12 protein-coding genes, 4 tRNA genes and 1 riboswitch are annotated in these 15490 nt (G+C 70.9%); of the genes, 9 read left to right on the top strand and 7 right to left on the bottom strand.

Annotated elements, in window-relative coordinates; all coding sequences use genetic code 11:
- The first annotated feature begins 24 nt into the window (after window positions 1-24).
- Window positions 25-1596 (top strand): hypothetical protein, encoded by a 1572-nt coding sequence (locus ABT340_RS16630; RefSeq protein ID WP_352011612.1) that lies wholly within the window; start codon window positions 25-27, stop codon window positions 1594-1596.
- A 25-nt stretch (window positions 1597-1621) separates the two neighbouring features.
- Here ABT340_RS16630 and ABT340_RS16625 read toward each other — a convergent pair whose 3' ends face one another.
- The 6 genes from ABT340_RS16625 to ABT340_RS16600 all read right to left on the bottom strand — a co-directional run bounded on the left by ABT340_RS16625 (window position 1622) and on the right by ABT340_RS16600 (window position 9540).
- Window positions 1622-2641, bottom strand: a complete 1020-nt coding sequence (locus ABT340_RS16625) for a mechanosensitive ion channel family protein (protein WP_352011611.1) — start codon at window positions 2639-2641, stop codon at window positions 1622-1624.
- A 60-nt stretch (window positions 2642-2701) separates the two neighbouring features.
- Window positions 2702-3697, bottom strand: a complete 996-nt coding sequence (locus tag ABT340_RS16620; protein ID WP_352011610.1) for a ribonucleotide-diphosphate reductase subunit beta — start codon at window positions 3695-3697, stop codon at window positions 2702-2704.
- Between the two features lie 34 nt (window positions 3698-3731).
- Window positions 3732-5951 carry a ribonucleoside-diphosphate reductase subunit alpha gene (locus ABT340_RS16615; RefSeq protein WP_352011609.1) on the bottom strand — a complete coding sequence of 740 codons (2220 nt, stop codon included), beginning with the start codon at window positions 5949-5951 and terminating at the stop codon, window positions 3732-3734.
- Between the two features lie 151 nt (window positions 5952-6102).
- A riboswitch (cobalamin riboswitch) is annotated at window positions 6103-6302 on the bottom strand.
- Window positions 6303-6306: 4 nt separating this feature from the next.
- Entirely contained in the window at window positions 6307-7329 is a 1023-nt protein-coding gene (locus ABT340_RS16610) for a Bug family tripartite tricarboxylate transporter substrate binding protein (protein WP_352011608.1), read from the bottom strand.
- Window positions 7330-7432: 103 nt separating this feature from the next.
- Window positions 7433-9253 carry a glutamine--fructose-6-phosphate transaminase (isomerizing) gene (gene glmS, locus ABT340_RS16605; RefSeq protein WP_352011607.1) on the bottom strand — a complete coding sequence of 607 codons (1821 nt, stop codon included), beginning with the start codon at window positions 9251-9253 and terminating at the stop codon, window positions 7433-7435.
- A gap of 11 nt (window positions 9254-9264) precedes the next feature.
- The gene (locus ABT340_RS16600; protein ID WP_352011606.1) at window positions 9265-9540 is read right to left on the bottom strand and encodes a hypothetical protein; all 276 of its coding nucleotides are present in this window, start codon (window positions 9538-9540) and stop codon (window positions 9265-9267) included.
- A gap of 153 nt (window positions 9541-9693) precedes the next feature.
- Between ABT340_RS16600 and ABT340_RS16595 the strand changes: the two genes are divergently transcribed.
- From ABT340_RS16595 to pcp, 8 genes are all read left to right on the top strand, one after another.
- Window positions 9694-11610 (top strand): N-acetylmuramoyl-L-alanine amidase, encoded by a 1917-nt coding sequence (locus ABT340_RS16595; protein ID WP_352011605.1) that lies wholly within the window; start codon window positions 9694-9696, stop codon window positions 11608-11610.
- Between the two features lie 90 nt (window positions 11611-11700).
- A tRNA-Gly gene (locus ABT340_RS16590) sits at window positions 11701-11772 on the top strand.
- 25 nt (window positions 11773-11797) lie between these two features.
- A tRNA-Cys gene (locus tag ABT340_RS16585) sits at window positions 11798-11868 on the top strand.
- Between the two features lie 77 nt (window positions 11869-11945).
- Window positions 11946-12017 (top strand) — tRNA-Gly (locus tag ABT340_RS16580).
- Window positions 12018-12031: 14 nt separating this feature from the next.
- A tRNA-Val gene (locus tag ABT340_RS16575) sits at window positions 12032-12106 on the top strand.
- A 319-nt stretch (window positions 12107-12425) separates the two neighbouring features.
- Entirely contained in the window at window positions 12426-13313 is an 888-nt protein-coding gene (locus ABT340_RS16570; protein ID WP_352011604.1) for a hypothetical protein, read from the top strand.
- A 44-nt stretch (window positions 13314-13357) separates the two neighbouring features.
- Window positions 13358-13735 (top strand): thiol-disulfide oxidoreductase DCC family protein, encoded by a 378-nt coding sequence (locus tag ABT340_RS16565; RefSeq protein WP_352011603.1) that lies wholly within the window; start codon window positions 13358-13360, stop codon window positions 13733-13735.
- A complete protein-coding gene (gene pcp, locus ABT340_RS16560; protein WP_352011602.1) occupies window positions 13732-14370 on the top strand; it encodes a pyroglutamyl-peptidase I in 639 nt (212 codons plus the stop codon). Before ABT340_RS16565 ends, pcp begins: the two co-directional genes overlap by 4 nt.
- A gap of 20 nt (window positions 14371-14390) precedes the next feature.
- Here pcp and ABT340_RS16555 read toward each other — a convergent pair whose 3' ends face one another.
- Window positions 14391-15434 carry a hypothetical protein gene (locus ABT340_RS16555; protein ID WP_352011601.1) on the bottom strand — a complete coding sequence of 348 codons (1044 nt, stop codon included), beginning with the start codon at window positions 15432-15434 and terminating at the stop codon, window positions 14391-14393.
- Window positions 15435-15490 lie beyond the last annotated feature (56 nt).

The raw sequence follows: 15490 nt of genomic DNA, 5'->3' as shown, positions 1-15490 counted from the left end.
GCACCCCCGAACCTGAGAGGCAGGATGCGGCTGAAGCCCCCCTTCCCGAGGATGAACTCCGCCGAGCGCCGCATCTGGGACGCCTACCCCTCGGGTTCCTGGGTCGATCTGCGCAGCGGGGACGACCAGGCCGACGACCCGGCCAACGGCCCCGGATGGGGACCGGAGCGGACGGTCAGGGCGGAGGTCGTCGCGGCGCTGCTGCGGGGCGCGCGGCCGCCGGAGCCGGGCAGGAGCGCCGGGCTGCGGCTGGCGGGCGCCCACGTCACCGGTGTGCTCGACCTCGCCGACGCCACGCTGACCGGCAAGCTGCACATGGTCAACTGCTACCTGCCCGGGGGCGTCTCCATGACCGACACGATCGCCGTCGGCGTACGGCTGCGCGGGTGCGAGATAGCGCGGATCAGGGCGGCCGGGTGCACGGTCAACGCCATGCTCGACTTCGACGGCTCGACCGTCCACGGCGGTATCCGGCTGGACAACGCCCAGGTCAAGGGACAGGTCCGGTTCGCGGGGCTACGGGTGAGCGCCGAGGAGACCACCGAGGCGTCCGACAACGCGGTCCGGGACGTGCGCAGGAGGATGTCGGAGGAGGAGCTCAGGGAGCGGGGTCACCGCCACGGGCAGTGGGCGCTGTGGGCGGGCGGCATGACCGTCGAGGGCGGGGCGTTCATGCGGGACATGCGGGTCAACGGCGGCCTGCGGATCATCGGCGCGAAGTTCCGGGGTGGCATCTACCTGCAGCGGTCGGTCATCACCGCGACGGGCCCCTACGCGATCCAGGCCGACTTCATGGAGGCGGGGGCCGCCGAGCTGAGCCGTGGTTTCCAGGCGACCGGCACGATCAGGATGCGCAACTCGCGCGTCAACGGCGTCCTGTCCTTCGACGGGGCGACGCTGCGGGCTCCTGGCCGGGTGCTGCACCTGAGTCACGCCCAGATGGACGAGCTGATCCTGCGGCCCGACTCCATCGAGGGCGAGGTCAACCTCGCCTACTCCCGTATCGGCGTGCTGCTCGACGCCCCGGCGGACTATCCGGGCGCGGTGTATCTCAACGGGCTCGTCTACGAGGCGCTGCGCGGCTCGGCCTGGAGCGTCAACGACCGCCTGGTCTGGGTGGACAAGGACTCCTACGGCTACCGTCCGCAGCCGTACGAGCAGCTGGCGACGTGGTTCCGCCGGATCGGCCACGAGCAGGACGCCCGGCGGGTGCTGCTGGCCAAGCAGCGGCGGCGCCGCCGTACGCTCAGGCCCGCGGGCCGGATCTGGGGCAGGCTGCTCGACCTCGTCGTCGGGTACGGCTACCGCCCCTGGCTCGCCGGGCTGTGGGTCGCGGTGCTGCTGGCCGCGGGCACCGGGGTCTTCGCCGCGGTCCCCCCGACGCAGATCGACCCGGAGGAGATCAGGGTCTTCCAGCCGTTCGTCTACACGCTGGACCTGCTGGCCCCGGTGAGCGTCTTCGAGCAGCGGGGGGCGTGGGACCCGACCGGCTGGACGCGGTGGCTGGCCTGGACGCTGATCGCCTCGGGCTGGATCCTGGCCACCGCCCTGATCGCGGGCACGGCCCGGGTGCTGCGTCCAGGCCCGTCGTCCTGAGCGGGCCGTCCTGAGCGCGCCGGGGTCAGGCCATGTCCACCCGGAGTCTGGGCAGCGCCTCCGGGTACTTCTCCCTGACGTATCTCACCAGGTGCTCGCGCATGTCGCACTTGAGGTCGAAGGCGCTCGGCGAGTCGGCGGCGCTCATCAGCGCCCGCACTTCGAGCAGCCCGTTCGGCAGGGTGTCGGTGACCTGGAGGGTCCAGTCCTTCTGGTCCCACAGCGGGTGCTCGCGCAGGGCCCGGTAGAGCTCGACGCGCAGTTCCTCGACGGGGACGGTCCAGTCGATCCTGAGCATCACCGCGCCGATCACCCGGCTGGTGTGCCTGGTCCAGTTCTCGAACGGGTTGGTGGTGAAGTAGGAGACCGGGAGCACCAGCCTGCGTTCGTCCCACAGGCGCAGCACCACGTAGGTGAGGCTGAGCTCCTCGATCCGCCCCCACTCCCCCTGCACGACCACCACGTCGTCGAGTCTGAGCGCGTCGCTGAAGACCAGTTGCAGGCCGGCCAGCAGGTTGCCCAGCATCGACTGGGCGGCGATGCCGACGACGACGCCCGCGATGCCCGCCGAGGCGAGCAGTCCGGCGCCGAGCGCGCGTACCTGCGGGAAGGTGAACAGCATGGCGCCCAGCGCCAGCAGGACGACCACCGCTGAGGCGACCCGGCGGACCAGGGAGATCTGGGTGCGGATCCTCCTGGCCCGCCGGTTACGCTCCCCCTCGACGCTGACCAGGCGGTCGAGGACCACGTCGGTGACCGCGTAGGCGGCCTGGATGGCCAGCCAGGTGACGCATCCGATCATGAAAAGGGTGATCGTCCGCTCGATCGCTTCGTCGACCGTCCCCTTGGCCATGCCGGGAAGGTAGAGCGTGTTGGCGGTCGCCACGACCGCCAAGGCGAAGGCGGGCCAGGTGCAGCGGCGCACGAGCGGCCCGGCCAGGACCCACCGCTCGCCGATCAGCCTCCAGCGCAGTGCCCGCCGTACCATCTCCACGCAGGCGACGGCGGCCAGCATCGAGGCGATCAGGATGATCCATCTGGACACGGACGCTCTTCCCCCCTGACGGTCGCTTGCCGGGTGGATGCCCCGGGACGCGCGGCCTATTCAGAAGGCCTCGTCAAAAGCGACAGTTCCCTCAACTGCTATCTGATAGGCCGAAACCCTCCGCTCGAAGAAGTTCGCGAGCTCCTGGACGTCCTGCAGCTCCATGAACGCGAAGGGGTTGGCGGTGCCGTACCGGACGGGCAGCCCGAGCCGGGTCAGCCGCTGGTCGGCCACGTATTCGAGGTACTGCCGCATCTGGCCGGGATCCATGCCGGACCGGCCCTCGCCGCACAGGTCCTCGGCGAAGGCCAGCTCCGCCGCGACCGCCTCCTCCAGCATCCGGGTGACCTGGGCGCCGAGTTCGTCGTCGAACAGGCCGGGTTCCTCGGCCCGTACGGTGTCCACCACGGAGAAGGCGAACTCCATGTGCATGGACTCGTCGCGGAAGACCCAGTTGGTCCCGGTGGCCAGGCCGCCGAGCAGGCCCCGCGAGCGGAACCAGTAGACGTAGGCGAAGGCCCCGTAGAAGAACAGGCCCTCGATGCACGCGGCGAAGCAGATCAGGTTGAGCAGGAACGCCCGCCGGTCGTCCCGCGTCCGCAGGCTGGTCAGCCCGCCGAGCGAGTCGATCCACCGGAAGCAGAACTCGGCCTTGTCCCTGATCGAGGGGATGTGCTCGATCGCGGCGAAGGCCCTGGCCCGCTCCTCGTGGTCGGGCAGGTAGGTGTCGAGCAACGTCAGGTAGAACTGGACGTGCACCGCCTCCTCGTAGAGCTGCCTGCTGAGGTACAGGCGCGCCTCGGGGGCGTTGACGTGCTGGTAGAGGTTGAGCACCAGGTTGTTGGCCACGATCGAGTCACCGGTCGCGAAGAACGCGACGAGACGGTTGATCAGGTGGCGCTCCTCCGGCGTCATTCTGGCCAGGTCCGCCACGTCGGAGTTGAGGTCCACCTCCTCGACGGTCCAGGTGTTGCGGATGGCCGCCCGGTAGCGTTCGTAGAAGTCCGGGTAGCGCATGGGGCGCAGGGTGAGGTTCATACCGGGGTCGAGCAGCATTCGGAGAATGACCTTTCGGCTTGGGTCACGGGGCCTACTGGCAGGCGTCGCAGTACTCGGGGTTCTCCAGCGAGCAGGCGATCACGTCCTGCTCGGGGAGCGACTGTGCCGCGGTGGCCGGCACAGCGGCTGACACGGTGGTCTGCGCGATGCGGGTGGCCGGACGGGAGCGCAGGTAGTAGGTGGTCTTCAGGCCCGAGCGCCAGGCGTAGGCGTACATCGAGGAGAGCTTGCCGATGGTCGGGGTCGCCATGAACAGGTTGAGCGACTGCGACTGGTCGATGTACGGCGCGCGCGCCGCGGCCAGGTCGATCAGCGCCTTCTGCGGCAGCTCCCACGCGGTCCGGTAGAGCGTCCTGAGGTCGTCGGGGATGCCCGGGACGTCCTGGATCGAGCCGTCCGCCCGCTTGATCGCGTCCCTGATCTGCGGGGTCCACAGGCCCCGGGCCGTGAGGTCGGCGACCAGATAGCGGTTGACCTGGAGGAACTCCCCGGAGAGGGTCTCGCGCTTGAAGACGTTCGACACCTGGGGCTCGATGCACTCGTAGCAGCCCGCGATGGAGGCGATGGTGGCCGTGGGGGCGATCGCGATCATCAGCGAGTTGCGCAGGCCGGTCACGGCGATCCGCTCCCTGAGCGCCGTCCACTCCGCCGAACGGGCGGCCCCGTAGTGGTCGGGGTGCAGCACGCCGTCGGCGGCGCGGGTGTCCCCGTAGGAGGGGTGGCGCCCCCGCTCGGCGGCCAGGTCGCTGGAGGTGGCGTAGGCGGCCAGCGCGATCTCCTCGGCGATCCGGGTCGACAGCTCAAGCGCCCGCGGCGAGTCGAACGGCAGCCGCAGCGCGAAGAAGACGTCGGCCAGCCCCATCACGCCCAGCCCGACGGGCCGCCAGCGCTCGTTGGCCGCGCGGGCCTCGGGCGTCGGGTAGAAGCCCAGGTCGATGGTCCTGTCCAGGAACCTGACCGCGGTGCGAGCCGTACGGCGCAGCCGCTCCCAGTCCACACCGTCCGCGGTGAGGTGGGCCGCCAGGTTGATCGAGCCGAGGTTGCAGACGGCGGTCTCCGCGTCGCTGGTGACCTCCAGGATCTCGGTGCACAGGTTCGACAGGTGGATGACGTTGCCCGGACGGGCCGTCTGGTTCGAGGTCCGGTTCGAGGCGTCCTTGAAGGTCATCCAGCCGTTGCCGGTCTGGGCGAGCGTGCGCATCATGCGGCCGTACAGGGCGCGGGCCGGAACCTGCCTGACGAACCCGCCCTCGGCCTCCGCCCTGCGGTAGGCCTCCTCGAACGCCTCGCCGTACAGGTCGGTGAGGTGCGGGACCTCCTTGGGGTCGAACAGCGACCACATCTCGTCGGCCTCGACCCGCCGCATGAACTCGTCGGGGATCCAGTTGGCGAGGTTCAGGTTGTGCGTACGGCGCGCCTCCTCGCCGGTGTTGTCGCGCAGTTCGAGGAACTCCTCGATGTCGGCGTGCCAGGGCTCCAGGTAGACGCAGGCCGCGCCCTTGCGACGGCCGCCCTGGTTGACGGCGGCGACGCTGGAGTCGAGGGTGCGCAGCCACGGCACGATGCCGTTCGAGTGGCCGTTGGTGCCGCGGATCAGCGAGCCGCGCGAGCGGACCCGGGTCCAGGCGATGCCGATGCCCCCGGCGTACTTCGACAGGCGGGCGACCTGGCCGTAGCGCTGGTAGATGGCCTCTAGCTCGTCCCTCGGGGAGTCGAGCAGGAAGCAGGAGGACAGCTGGGGCCTGCGGGAACCGGAGTTGAACAGGGTGGGCGAACTGGGCAGGTAGGACAGGGTGGCCATGAGCCCGTACAGTTCGGCGGCCTCCTCGACCGTCTCCGACAGACCGCAGGCCACGCGCAGCAGGAAGTGCTGGGGGCGTTCGAGGACCTTGCGGGTGCTCGGGTGGCGCAGCAGGTAGCGGTCGTAGACGGTGCGCAGCCCGAAGTACTCGAACCTGTCGTCGGCGGCCGGGTCGACCAGCGCGTCGAGGGCGGCGGCGTTGGCGGCGACGAAGGCGGCCAGCCCGTCCTGCAGGAGCCCCGCGCCGTGGGTCGCGGCGATCGACTCGGAGAAGGTCGTGACGCCGTGCTCGGCGGCCTCCTCGGCGATCAGGCCGGTCAGCAGCCTGGCGGCGGCCCTGGAGTTCTCCGGGTCGGTGATCACCCGGGCCGCGGCCTCCTCGATCGCCCGCCTGCGATCGTCCGGCGAGTGCCCGGTCTTCTCCGCCTTCTCGGCCAAGGTCTGTGTCACGTGCCACCCCTCGTGCAGGTAATCCCCGTACGGCTCACGGAGCAGGGCGCGCGTCAACGGGCGGCTCCCGGGCACGCCGGACCGCCTCGTCCCGCGGCTCTCCCTCGAAGCCCTGGACAACTCTCGTGCCGAGCGGGGACCTGGTCGGTCCCCCCTCCACACACCGCGGGCAGGTCTTCGGACTCACGGGCGTGACGCGCGCTCCTACCGGCCGTCGCTTCCCGGGCGTGGTTCACCCAGTGCTCAGTTGACGGCTTTCGTTCCCGTTCACCGCTGCGGGGCAGTCCCGGTCTCTCACCGGGTTCCCTGTTGCCTCGCCCTCGTGGGCGAACCAGCGACGACCAGGATCCTACATCTAGTGCCGCCTGACGCAACCACCCCAACAGTTTGTGTCGGGGATGCTCAGCAACCCGAGCTCGTTGAGCACCGCGCGGGTACGGCGGGTCTCCGTGACCAGCCACCGGCGGAAGTCGTCACCGCTCAGGTACGCCCGGTGCCAGCCGTTGGCCGCGCACACGGCCTGCCATCGGGGCGAGGCGTCGATCCGGTCGCACAGGGCGACCGCCCCGTCCCGGTCGCCGGGGCTCATGGCCCGGGGACCGAGCACCCCGCACCAGTCGGCGTACTCCAGGCGCACCTCCCGCTCCATCAGCGTCGGCGCGTCGATGCCGTCGATCCGCTCCCCCGAGGAGACCGCGAGCGGCATCAGCCGGCCCGTGGCGATCTTCGGCAGGAGGGAGCCGGCCGAGCCGAGGAGCGCGGCCACCCGCCCCTCGTGCAGCGCCTCGACGGCCTCCGACTCGGTCGGGTAACCCGCGTACTCCATCAGCCTGACGTCGACGCCGAGGCACTTGCCGATCATGCCGTAGAGCACGTGGTCGGAGCCGCCCTCGGCCCCTCCCCCGACCACCAGCCGCGCCGGGTCGCGGCGCAGCGCCGCGACGAAGTCCTCGAAGGTCCGCAGCAGGGAGTTCGGGGAGACGGCCAGGACGGACCAGTCTCCGGCCAGCCTGGCCAGCGGGGTCGAGGCCGCCAGCACGGAGTCCGCGTCGGCGGTCTCGCCGCCCGCCAGCATCGGCACGCCCGCCAGGAACACCCGGCCCTCGCGCGCGAAGGGGCCCCCGACGGCGGCGGCGAACGCGGTCAGGGCGGCCATCCCCTGGGCGCCCGCGCCGCTCACCTCGACCGCACCGGCCATCCTCTCGCCGGTCAGGATCGCGGCCAGCGCGTGGGCGGCCTGGTCCCAGCGCCGCCCGCGGACGACCGGCGCGACGATGGTCAGCCTGCGCGCCCACCCCGCACCGGGGCCTCCCATGTCACCGCAGCCCCCGGCGACCATGACCCCCAGCGCGAGCGCGAGGAATCGCCTACGGTGCATAAGCGTCCCTTCCGCCGAGATCCCCCAGATCTCTCGATACCCTACGTTGCAGATATGTCACTCTCTGCACCGCAATTGGGGCATCAGGGATGATGGTCCGCGCTCACTCCACGGTGACGCTCTTGGCGAGGTTGCGCGGCTTGTCCACGTCGCGGCCGAGCGCGACGGCCGCGTGGTAGGCGAACAGCTGCAGCGGGATCGACAGCAGGATCGGGTCGAGCTCGATCTCGTTCCTGGGCACCACCAGGCAGTCGTCGGCCAGCCGGGGATCGGCCTCGCGGTGCCCGACCATGAGCACCCGCCCGCCGCGCGCGCGGATCTCCCCCAGCGTGGTGAGGTTCTTGTCCAGCAGCTCGTCGTCGGGGACGACCGCCACGGTCGGCATCTCCGGGCCGATCAGCGCCAGCGGCCCGTGCTTGAGCTCGCTGGCCGGGTAGGCCTCGGCGTGCACGTAGGAGACCTCCTTGAGCTTCTGCGCGCCCTCCCTGGCCACCGGGTATCCCCTGACCCTGCCGACGAACATCATGCTCGGCGAGCCGGCGTACTTGCCGGCCAGCTCCTTGATCCGGGGTTCGAGGGCGAGGATCTCCCCGATCTGGCCGGGCAGCGCGCGAAGGCCCTCCACGATGCGCCGGCCGTCGGCGGGCGACAGGTCGCGCACCCTTCCCAGGTGCAGGGCGAGCAGCGCGAAGGCGACCGCGGTCGAGGTGAAGGCCTTGGTGCTCGCCACCGAGACCTCGGGGCCCGCGTGCAGGTAGAGACCGCCGTCGACCTCCCTGGCGATGGCGCTGCCGACGGTGTTGACGATGCCGAGCACCCGGCCGCCCTTGCGCTTGAGCTCCTGGACGGCGGCCAGGGTGTCGTAGGTCTCCCCCGACTGGCTGATCGCCACGTAGAGGGTGTCCGGCTCGACGACCGGGCTGCGGTAGCGGAACTCGCTGGCGGGCTCGGCGTCCGACGGGATGCGCGCCAGCTCCTCGATGAGCTGGGCGCCGATCTGACCCGAGTAGTAGGCCGAGCCGCACCCGATGATCTTCACCCGGCGGAAGGAGCGGCTCTCCCGCGCGTCCATGTTGAGCCCGCCCAGATGGGCGATGTGGAAGCGGTCGTCGAGGCGCCCGCGCAACGTCCTGGCGACCGTCTCCGGCTGCTCGGAGATCTCCTTGAGCAGGTAGTGCTCATAGCCGCCGGTGTCGTAGTGCCCGGCCTCCCAGTCGACCGTCAGCGGCTCCTTGGCCGTCTCCCGCGCGTCGCTGGAGAAGGTGTTGAAGCCGTCGGCCTTCAGCACCGCGAGCTCGCCGTCCTCCAGGTGCACCACCTGGCGGGTGTAGCGGACCAGCGCGGCCACGTCCGAGGCGGCGAACATCTCCTTCTCGCCGATGCCCAGCACGATCGGGCTGCCGTTGCGCGCCACGACCACCTCGCCGGGGCGCCGGGCGTCGACCACCGCGACGCCGTAGGTGCCGACGACCCGCTTGAGCGCGGCACGGACCGCCTCCGCCAGCGAGTCGGTGTCCTCGACGGTGCGGGCGATCAGGTGGGCGAGCACCTCGGTGTCGGTCTCCGACAGGAAGACCGCGCCGTCGGCCTCCAGCTTGGCCCGCAGCTCGTCGGCGTTCTCGATGATGCCGTTGTGCACGACGGCGACGCGCTCGTCGGCGGACAGGTGCGGGTGGGCGTTGACGTCGCTGGGCGCGCCGTGGGTCGCCCAGCGGGTGTGCCCGATGCCCAAGGTTCCCTTGAACCTGGCGGGCATTACGGCCGCCAGGTCGGCGACCCTGCCCTTGACCTTGCGCATCTTCAGGCCTCTGTTGGAGACCACCACGCCGGCCGAGTCGTAACCGCGGTACTCAAGGCGCTGCAGGCCCTCAAGCAGGATGGGGGCCGCGTCCTTCGGCCCCACGTAGGCCACGATTCCGCACATCTGACCGCTCCTTACCCGTAGACGATCCGGCGCAACTGGCGCAGGGACAGTTCCGGTGCGGCGACACGGCGGGAGCTCAGCTCGGCGGCGATCCTGGGAAAGATCGCGTCGTTGACCAGCCCCCTGGACTTGAGCTCGGCGTGACGCCGCCGGACGAACTCCTCGGTGGGCTCGGAGAAGTAGGCCAGCACGTCCGCCACCACCCTCGCGGCCTCTCCCGGACCGAGCGCGCTCGTCCGGGTCAGGTGGGCGATGAGGTCCTCGTGGGGATGCCATGCCGTCGACACAGAGGAGGACCATACGCAGCCATGTTGGCGTTTACCAAGTTTTCTGCCCGATTCCGGGCAGGAAAGATTGCCGTGGATCTCCCTCCGCCCGGCCATAAGACGGTCCGCGACCACCCATAACTCTGGGTAGTGATCACGCCGGAAGGGAACCTCATGCGCCGTCTGCCGGGGATATCGATCGTCGCCGCCCTCTCAGTGGCGGCTCCGGCACCCGCCTGGCAGCCCCCGCCGTACGGCTCCGCGTCCCCTGCCGCCCCCGCGAGCCTGCGGGAGGCCTTCACCCGGGCGGCCGGAGAGTACGGCGTGCCGGAGAACGTGCTGCTGGCCGTGTCCTACCTGGAGTCCCGCTGGGACGTCAACGGCCGGCTGCCCAGCGTCGCGGGCGGCTACGGCCCCATGCACCTGGTCGACGGCCGGGCCGTCACCCGGGCCTCCACAGGGAGCGGCGTCCACCGGGACGCCGAGGGCGACCCCCGGGGCGACGAGAGCAGGCCGTACCGGGTCGGGACCCGGGACGTGGCGCCCGCGCCGCCCGAGGACACCCTGCGCCGGGCCGCCGAGCTGACCGGGATCGACCCCGGTGTGCTGCGCGCGGACCCGGCCGCCAACATCCGGGCCGGGGCGGCGCTGCTCGCCGACCACCAGCGGCGCTCCGGAGGAAGGCCGGACGCCGGAGCGGCCGGTTGGTACGCCGCGGTCGCGCGGTACGCGGGGCCCGGTGAGACCGGGGCAGGGCGGGCCTTCGCCGACGCGGTCTACGCGACGATGCGCGCCGGGGTCTCCCGCGTGACCGACAGCGGCGAGCGGATCGTCCTGCCGCCCGCGCCCGGCCTGGGACCGGCCGGGACGGGGACACCCGGGCTGCGCCGCGCGTCCGGCACCGTGACGCCCGACTGCCCCCCGGAGGTCTCCTGCGAGTGGGTTCCCGCCGCCTACCGGCGCACGAGGAACGGCGGGCACGGCAACCACGACCGCTACGACGGCCGTCGCCAGGTCGACTACATCGTCATCCACGACGGGGAGACCTCCTACGACGCGATGACCAGGCTCGTCAGGAACCCCGACTACCTGAGCTGGCACTACACCGTGCGCTCCGGCGACGGGCACATCGCCCAGCACCTGAGGCCCGACGACATCGGCTGGCACGCGGGCAACTGGTACTTCAACTCCCGCTCGATCGGCATCGAGCACGAGGGCTACCTCGCCAAGGGCGCCTGGTTCACCGAGGCGATGTACCAGGCGTCGGCCAGGCTGGTGGCCCATCTCGCCGAGCGTTACGGCATCCCCCTCGACCGGGCGCACATCCTCGGCCACGACAACGTGCCGGGCACCACCCCGGAGACCGTCCGCGGCATGCACCAGGACCCCGGCCCCTACTGGGACTGGGCCCACTACTTCGAACTGCTCGGCCACCCGCTGACCGCCTCCGGGGACCAGGACGCGCGCTCGGTGATGATCAAGCCCGACTACGTCCTCAACCAGCCCTACTTCACCGGCTGTCTCCCCTCCGGGGAGTGCATGCCCGCGAGCGCGGCCTCGGTCTGGCTGTACAGCGCCCCCTCCGATGAGGCGCCGCTGGTCAGGGACGTCGGCAGGCACCCCGGCGGCGACTCGACCTACAACGTCTACGACCACGCGGCCCGCGCCTCCACCGGTCAGCGCTACGCCCTGGCGGGCCGCGAGGGCGACTGGACGGCCATCTGGTATCTGGGCCAGAAGGCCTGGTTCCACGACCCCGCCGGCGAACCGGCCTCGATGCCCGCCTCGGGAGGCCTGGTGACCCCGAAACCCGGCCGCTCCTCCGTCAGGCTGTACGGCAGGGCCTATCCCGAGCGCTCCGCCTATCCCAGGGGTGTGTCCGCGCAGCGCCTCGTCCCGTTGCAGTACTCCCTGCCCGCCGGGCAGTTCTACAGTCTGGGGCTGACGACGAGGGGCTCCTACCTGCGCTCCTCCGCCACGGCCGCGGTTCGGCACCGGGTCGTCACGGGGGACGCGCGCTACCGGCAGATCCAGTTCGGCCACCGGGTGATGTTCGTCCGCGCCTCCGACGTCCAGGTGATCTCACCATGACGATCTTCCGCACACCGCCTCGGTTGCGCGCATCCGCCCGCCGGAGGCGCTAGAGTTTTCCCGTGCACCGGACATCGTTCCGGGCGACACGCGGAAGTGGCTCAGTGGTAGAGCATCACCTTGCCAAGGTGAGGGTCGCGGGTTCGAATCCCGTCTTCCGCTCCGGCAGGTCCGCGAGGGCCTGACTGGTGGAGTGGCCGAGAGGCGAGGCAACGGCCTGCAAAGCCGTGTACACGGGTTCAAATCCCGTCTCCACCTCAGTGCACCGACGTCGGGGGCTCCGGCATCCGATAAGGTAGCGCGAGTGCGGCCGAGGGGCGACCCGAGGCGGTTGTGCGGAAGTGGCTCAGTGGTAGAGCATCACCTTGCCAAGGTGAGGGTCGCGGGTTCGAATCCCGTCTTCCGCTCTGATGTTTCCCGAGGACGATTAGCTCAGCGGGAGAGCGCTTCCCTGACACGGAAGAGGTCACAGGTTCAATCCCTGTATCGTCCACCACGACAACGAAACCCCGGCCCGCCAAGGGTCCGGGGTTTTTCGTTTCCCATGTGCGCAGACTCACGGTCGTTCACGCGGCCGGGTACGGCGAGGCGGGCGACGACCCGGAACCTGGAACCCAAGGGCAGGTGCCCGGGGTCGTCTGAGCAGCCGGCGGCGGGGGTCTGCGGTGGTCATGGAGGTCCCCGCACGTTGATCGAAAACTCAACGTCACGTTTCACACGCGGTTCTTACCGCTGAGGAGGCACCATAGAGGGACACATAATGCAAAAAACGGTTGATTGCCACGTTCGTCAGCCGTGGTGGAAGGGGCGAGCCTGTGCATCGCGTGGTGGTCGATCCGGAGGTACCGGCCGAAGTCGCCAGCCTCATGCGCCGGAACGGACGCCTGCTCTCCCGGTTCAGATCCGGCTGGAATCCCGAACCGGACGGCGCCGCACGCGTCCCGGCGGTGATCGTGGCCACCTTCGGTGCCACGATGCTGGCGGGGCTGGGCGGCACGCTGCTCGTCGGGGTCCCGCTGGCCTTCTCCATCACCGCCGCCGTCATCTGCCTGACCGTCCTGGGTGTCATCTACCTGGCGACGAAGCCCGCCCCCGCCGACTCGGTCGAGCGCGTCCTGTACCGGCACGCCCGGCACTACCGGGGGGGCTACCTGATCCTTGAGGACTTCGACTACGGCGCCAGGGAACTGCTCGGCCGGGCGCAGCGGGCGATCGACCACATCCTGCGCTCCCGGGTCAACGTCATGGGCATGCTCGACAGCGTGCGCAACGCGGTGATGCTCCCGGCGGAGGAGTGGCAGATCGCCCGGCTGCTGACCAAGCTGTCGGAGCTGCGGGCCAGGCACCGTCACATGGCCAGGGGCGGCAGGACCCCCGAGGTCGCCGCCGCCATGGCGCCGATGGAGCGGGCCCTCGCGGCCAGCGAGGCGGCCGTCGTCGCGCGGGTCGAGGCGCTCGAACGGTACGCCGCCCACGTGACGCAGGCCGACCACGCCCTCGTCTCCCAGGGGCAGATCGAGGTGCTGCGCGCGCAGCTTCCCGAGTACGAGCAACTGGTCGCCGAGACGGGCGCCGCCCGGTTCCTCGCCCCGGAGATCGGCAACCTCAGCGAGGACGCCGAGCAGTTGCGGCGTGCCCTGCGGGACAGTCTCCGCTCCGCCCACGAGGCGTTCCGTTACCTCGACGGCCCCCTCTCCCGTTGACCCTGAATCGGTATCCCCTCCCGCCGGATGGGTACCTTTTTCCCATGACGGGACAACCAGTGCTGTTGTATGACGGCGACTGCGGTTTCTGCGCCACCTGCATCGGGTTCGCCGAACGCAGGATCGGTCTGCGCGCGCGCCCGGTCCCCTGGCAGTTCGCGGACCTCGCCGAGTTCGGCACCACGCGGGAACGCGCGGAACACGAGGTCCTGTGGGCCGAGGACGGCCGTCTGTACGGCGGCGCGCAGGCCGTCGCCCGGCTGTTCCTGGCCGCCGGGAGGCCGTGGAGCCTGGCCGGGCACGCGCTGCGGGTCCCGCCGCTGCGCTGGGTGGCCCACTGGGGTTACCGGCTCGTGGCGGCCAACCGCCATCGCCTGCCGGGCGGCACCCCCGCCTGTGCCCTGCCCGCGAAACGACGATGACCGTCCTGCTGACCGGCTTCGAGCCGTTCGACGGCTCCTCGGTCAATCCGTCCTGGGAGGCGGTCGGCCTCGTCCAGGGAGTGCGGGCCGTACGGTTGCCGTGCGTGTTCGGCGAGTCGCTGGAGCGGTTGCGGGCGGCGGTGGCCGAGCACGACCCGTCGGTGGTCGTCTGCGTCGGCCAGGCCGGGGGCAGACCGGACGTGACGGTCGAACGGGTGGCCGTCAACCTCGACGACGCCCGCATCCCGGACAACGCGGGACGGCAGCCGATCGACGAGCCCGTGGTGCGCGGCGGCCCCGCGGCCTACTTCGCCACGCTGCCGGTCAAGGCGTGCGTCGCGGCGGCCAGGGCGGCCTCGGTGCCCGCGAGCGTCTCGCAGAGCGCCGGGACGTTCGTCTGCAACCACCTCTTCTACGGCCTGATGCACCTGATCGCCACCGAGCGGCCCAGGATGCGCGGCGGGTTCGTGCACCTGCCGTTCACCCCGGAGCAGGCCCTGGGCCGCGGCGTGCCCACTGCGCCCTCGATGCCCTCGATGCCCTCGGCGACGGCGGCGACGGCGCTGACCGCCATCGTGACCGCCGCCGTCTCCGTGGGTGACGACCTGCGCCTGGTCGGCGGCTCCCTGCACTGAGCCCCGCCGCGGGGGCCGATCTACAGGGGGACGCCGAAGACCGCGCGGCGTCCCGCGAACTCGGTGACGCTCCACAGCGTGTTCCTGTCCCGGACGCAGGTGAGGTCCTCGGGACCGCTCGGGTAGGGCCGCCTGGCCACCGTCTCCCCCGCCACGAGCAGGGCGCCGTTCCTGGTGGAGCCCGCGCCCTGGCTGAGGTACCAGGTCCCGTTGCAGGAGAGCGCGCCCTGGATCTTCGGCTCGGGCAGGAGGTAGGCGTCCACGGCCCTGGCGACCCCGGCGTCGTCGGCCCGCAGGGAGCCGTCCTGGTCGAAGGCCCAGCGGGCGACCCTGCCTGCCTCATGCCGGGTCTCCACGTACTCTCCGGAGACCAGCGTGCCGGGGGTGGTGCTCCGGTCCACGGCCGCGAAGGAGAACCTGGCCTCGCCCGTACGGCTCCAGGCTCCGGTCTGCGGCATCACGTAGCGGTAGCCGAAGGCGGTGTACACCCCGCCCCTCCTGCCGATCGTGGTCGTGCCGTCGCCGTTCACCTCGAAGATCTGCCGGGTGTCGAACACCCGCATGCCCCGCTCGGTGTCGGCGACGTACAGCAGGTCGCCGTACCAGGCGACGCCTCCGGCGTGGATGTTGATCGGGGAGATGCCGCCCGCGGTGTCGGCCACCACGAGCAGGACGTGCCGGTAGCGCAGTGTGGCCGGGTCGAGGAAGGACAGCCGGATGCCCCGTTCCGGCGCGGACTGGGGTTTGAAGTACCAGCTCACCACGAAGGCGTTCCTGGCCAGGCCCGCGTCGGAGGAACAGGTCAGGCCCTGGGGGTACCAGTCGGTGACCTCGTTGTCCGCGGCGTCGAAGCAGTACCAGTCGACCGGTTTGGGGTTCATCGTGCCGAACGCCCTGGTCCCGGCCGCTCCCTTCCTGACCGCCACCCGGTTCGCCTTGGTCAGCACGGTCTCCAGAGGGACCCGCTTGAGCCATCTCCCCAGTGCCCCGGCCCCGGCCGCCAGGTCGCCGTCGTCACGTCTCAGCTCGAACGGTTCAACCGCCGTGGCCGTCATCGCGCTCATAAGGGGATTCTCCTTCTCCGACGGCCGTCCTGGCAGGCGGTCGAGATGCGGAGTTC

It is taken from the genome of Streptosporangium sp. NPDC000239 (assembly GCF_040300765.1).
In the GTDB taxonomy this organism is placed as follows: domain Bacteria; phylum Actinomycetota; class Actinomycetes; order Streptosporangiales; family Streptosporangiaceae; genus Streptosporangium.
Note: the sequence above shows the minus strand (reverse complement) of the source record. Positions and strands in the feature narration are given on the sequence as shown.

What these genes read in the sequence shown, in the direction of transcription:
- ABT340_RS16610 (WP_352011608.1), bottom strand. Translation starts at nt 7,329, where the DNA reads ATGCACCGTAGGCGATTCCTCGCGCTCGCGCTGGGGGTCATGGTCGCC.
- glmS (WP_352011607.1), bottom strand. Translation starts at nt 9,253, where the DNA reads ATGTGCGGAATCGTGGCCTACGTGGGGCCGAAGGACGCGGCCCCCATC.
- ABT340_RS16620 (WP_352011610.1), bottom strand. Translation starts at nt 3,697, where the DNA reads ATGCTGCTCGACCCCGGTATGAACCTCACCCTGCGCCCCATGCGCTAC.
- ABT340_RS16595 (WP_352011605.1), top strand. Translation starts at nt 9,694, where the DNA reads ATGCGCCGTCTGCCGGGGATATCGATCGTCGCCGCCCTCTCAGTGGCG.
- pcp (WP_352011602.1), top strand. Translation starts at nt 13,732, where the DNA reads ATGACCGTCCTGCTGACCGGCTTCGAGCCGTTCGACGGCTCCTCGGTC.
- ABT340_RS16630 (WP_352011612.1), top strand. Translation starts at nt 25, where the DNA reads ATGCGGCTGAAGCCCCCCTTCCCGAGGATGAACTCCGCCGAGCGCCGC.
- ABT340_RS16565 (WP_352011603.1), top strand. Translation starts at nt 13,358, where the DNA reads ATGACGGGACAACCAGTGCTGTTGTATGACGGCGACTGCGGTTTCTGC.
- ABT340_RS16555 (WP_352011601.1), bottom strand. Translation starts at nt 15,434, where the DNA reads ATGAGCGCGATGACGGCCACGGCGGTTGAACCGTTCGAGCTGAGACGT.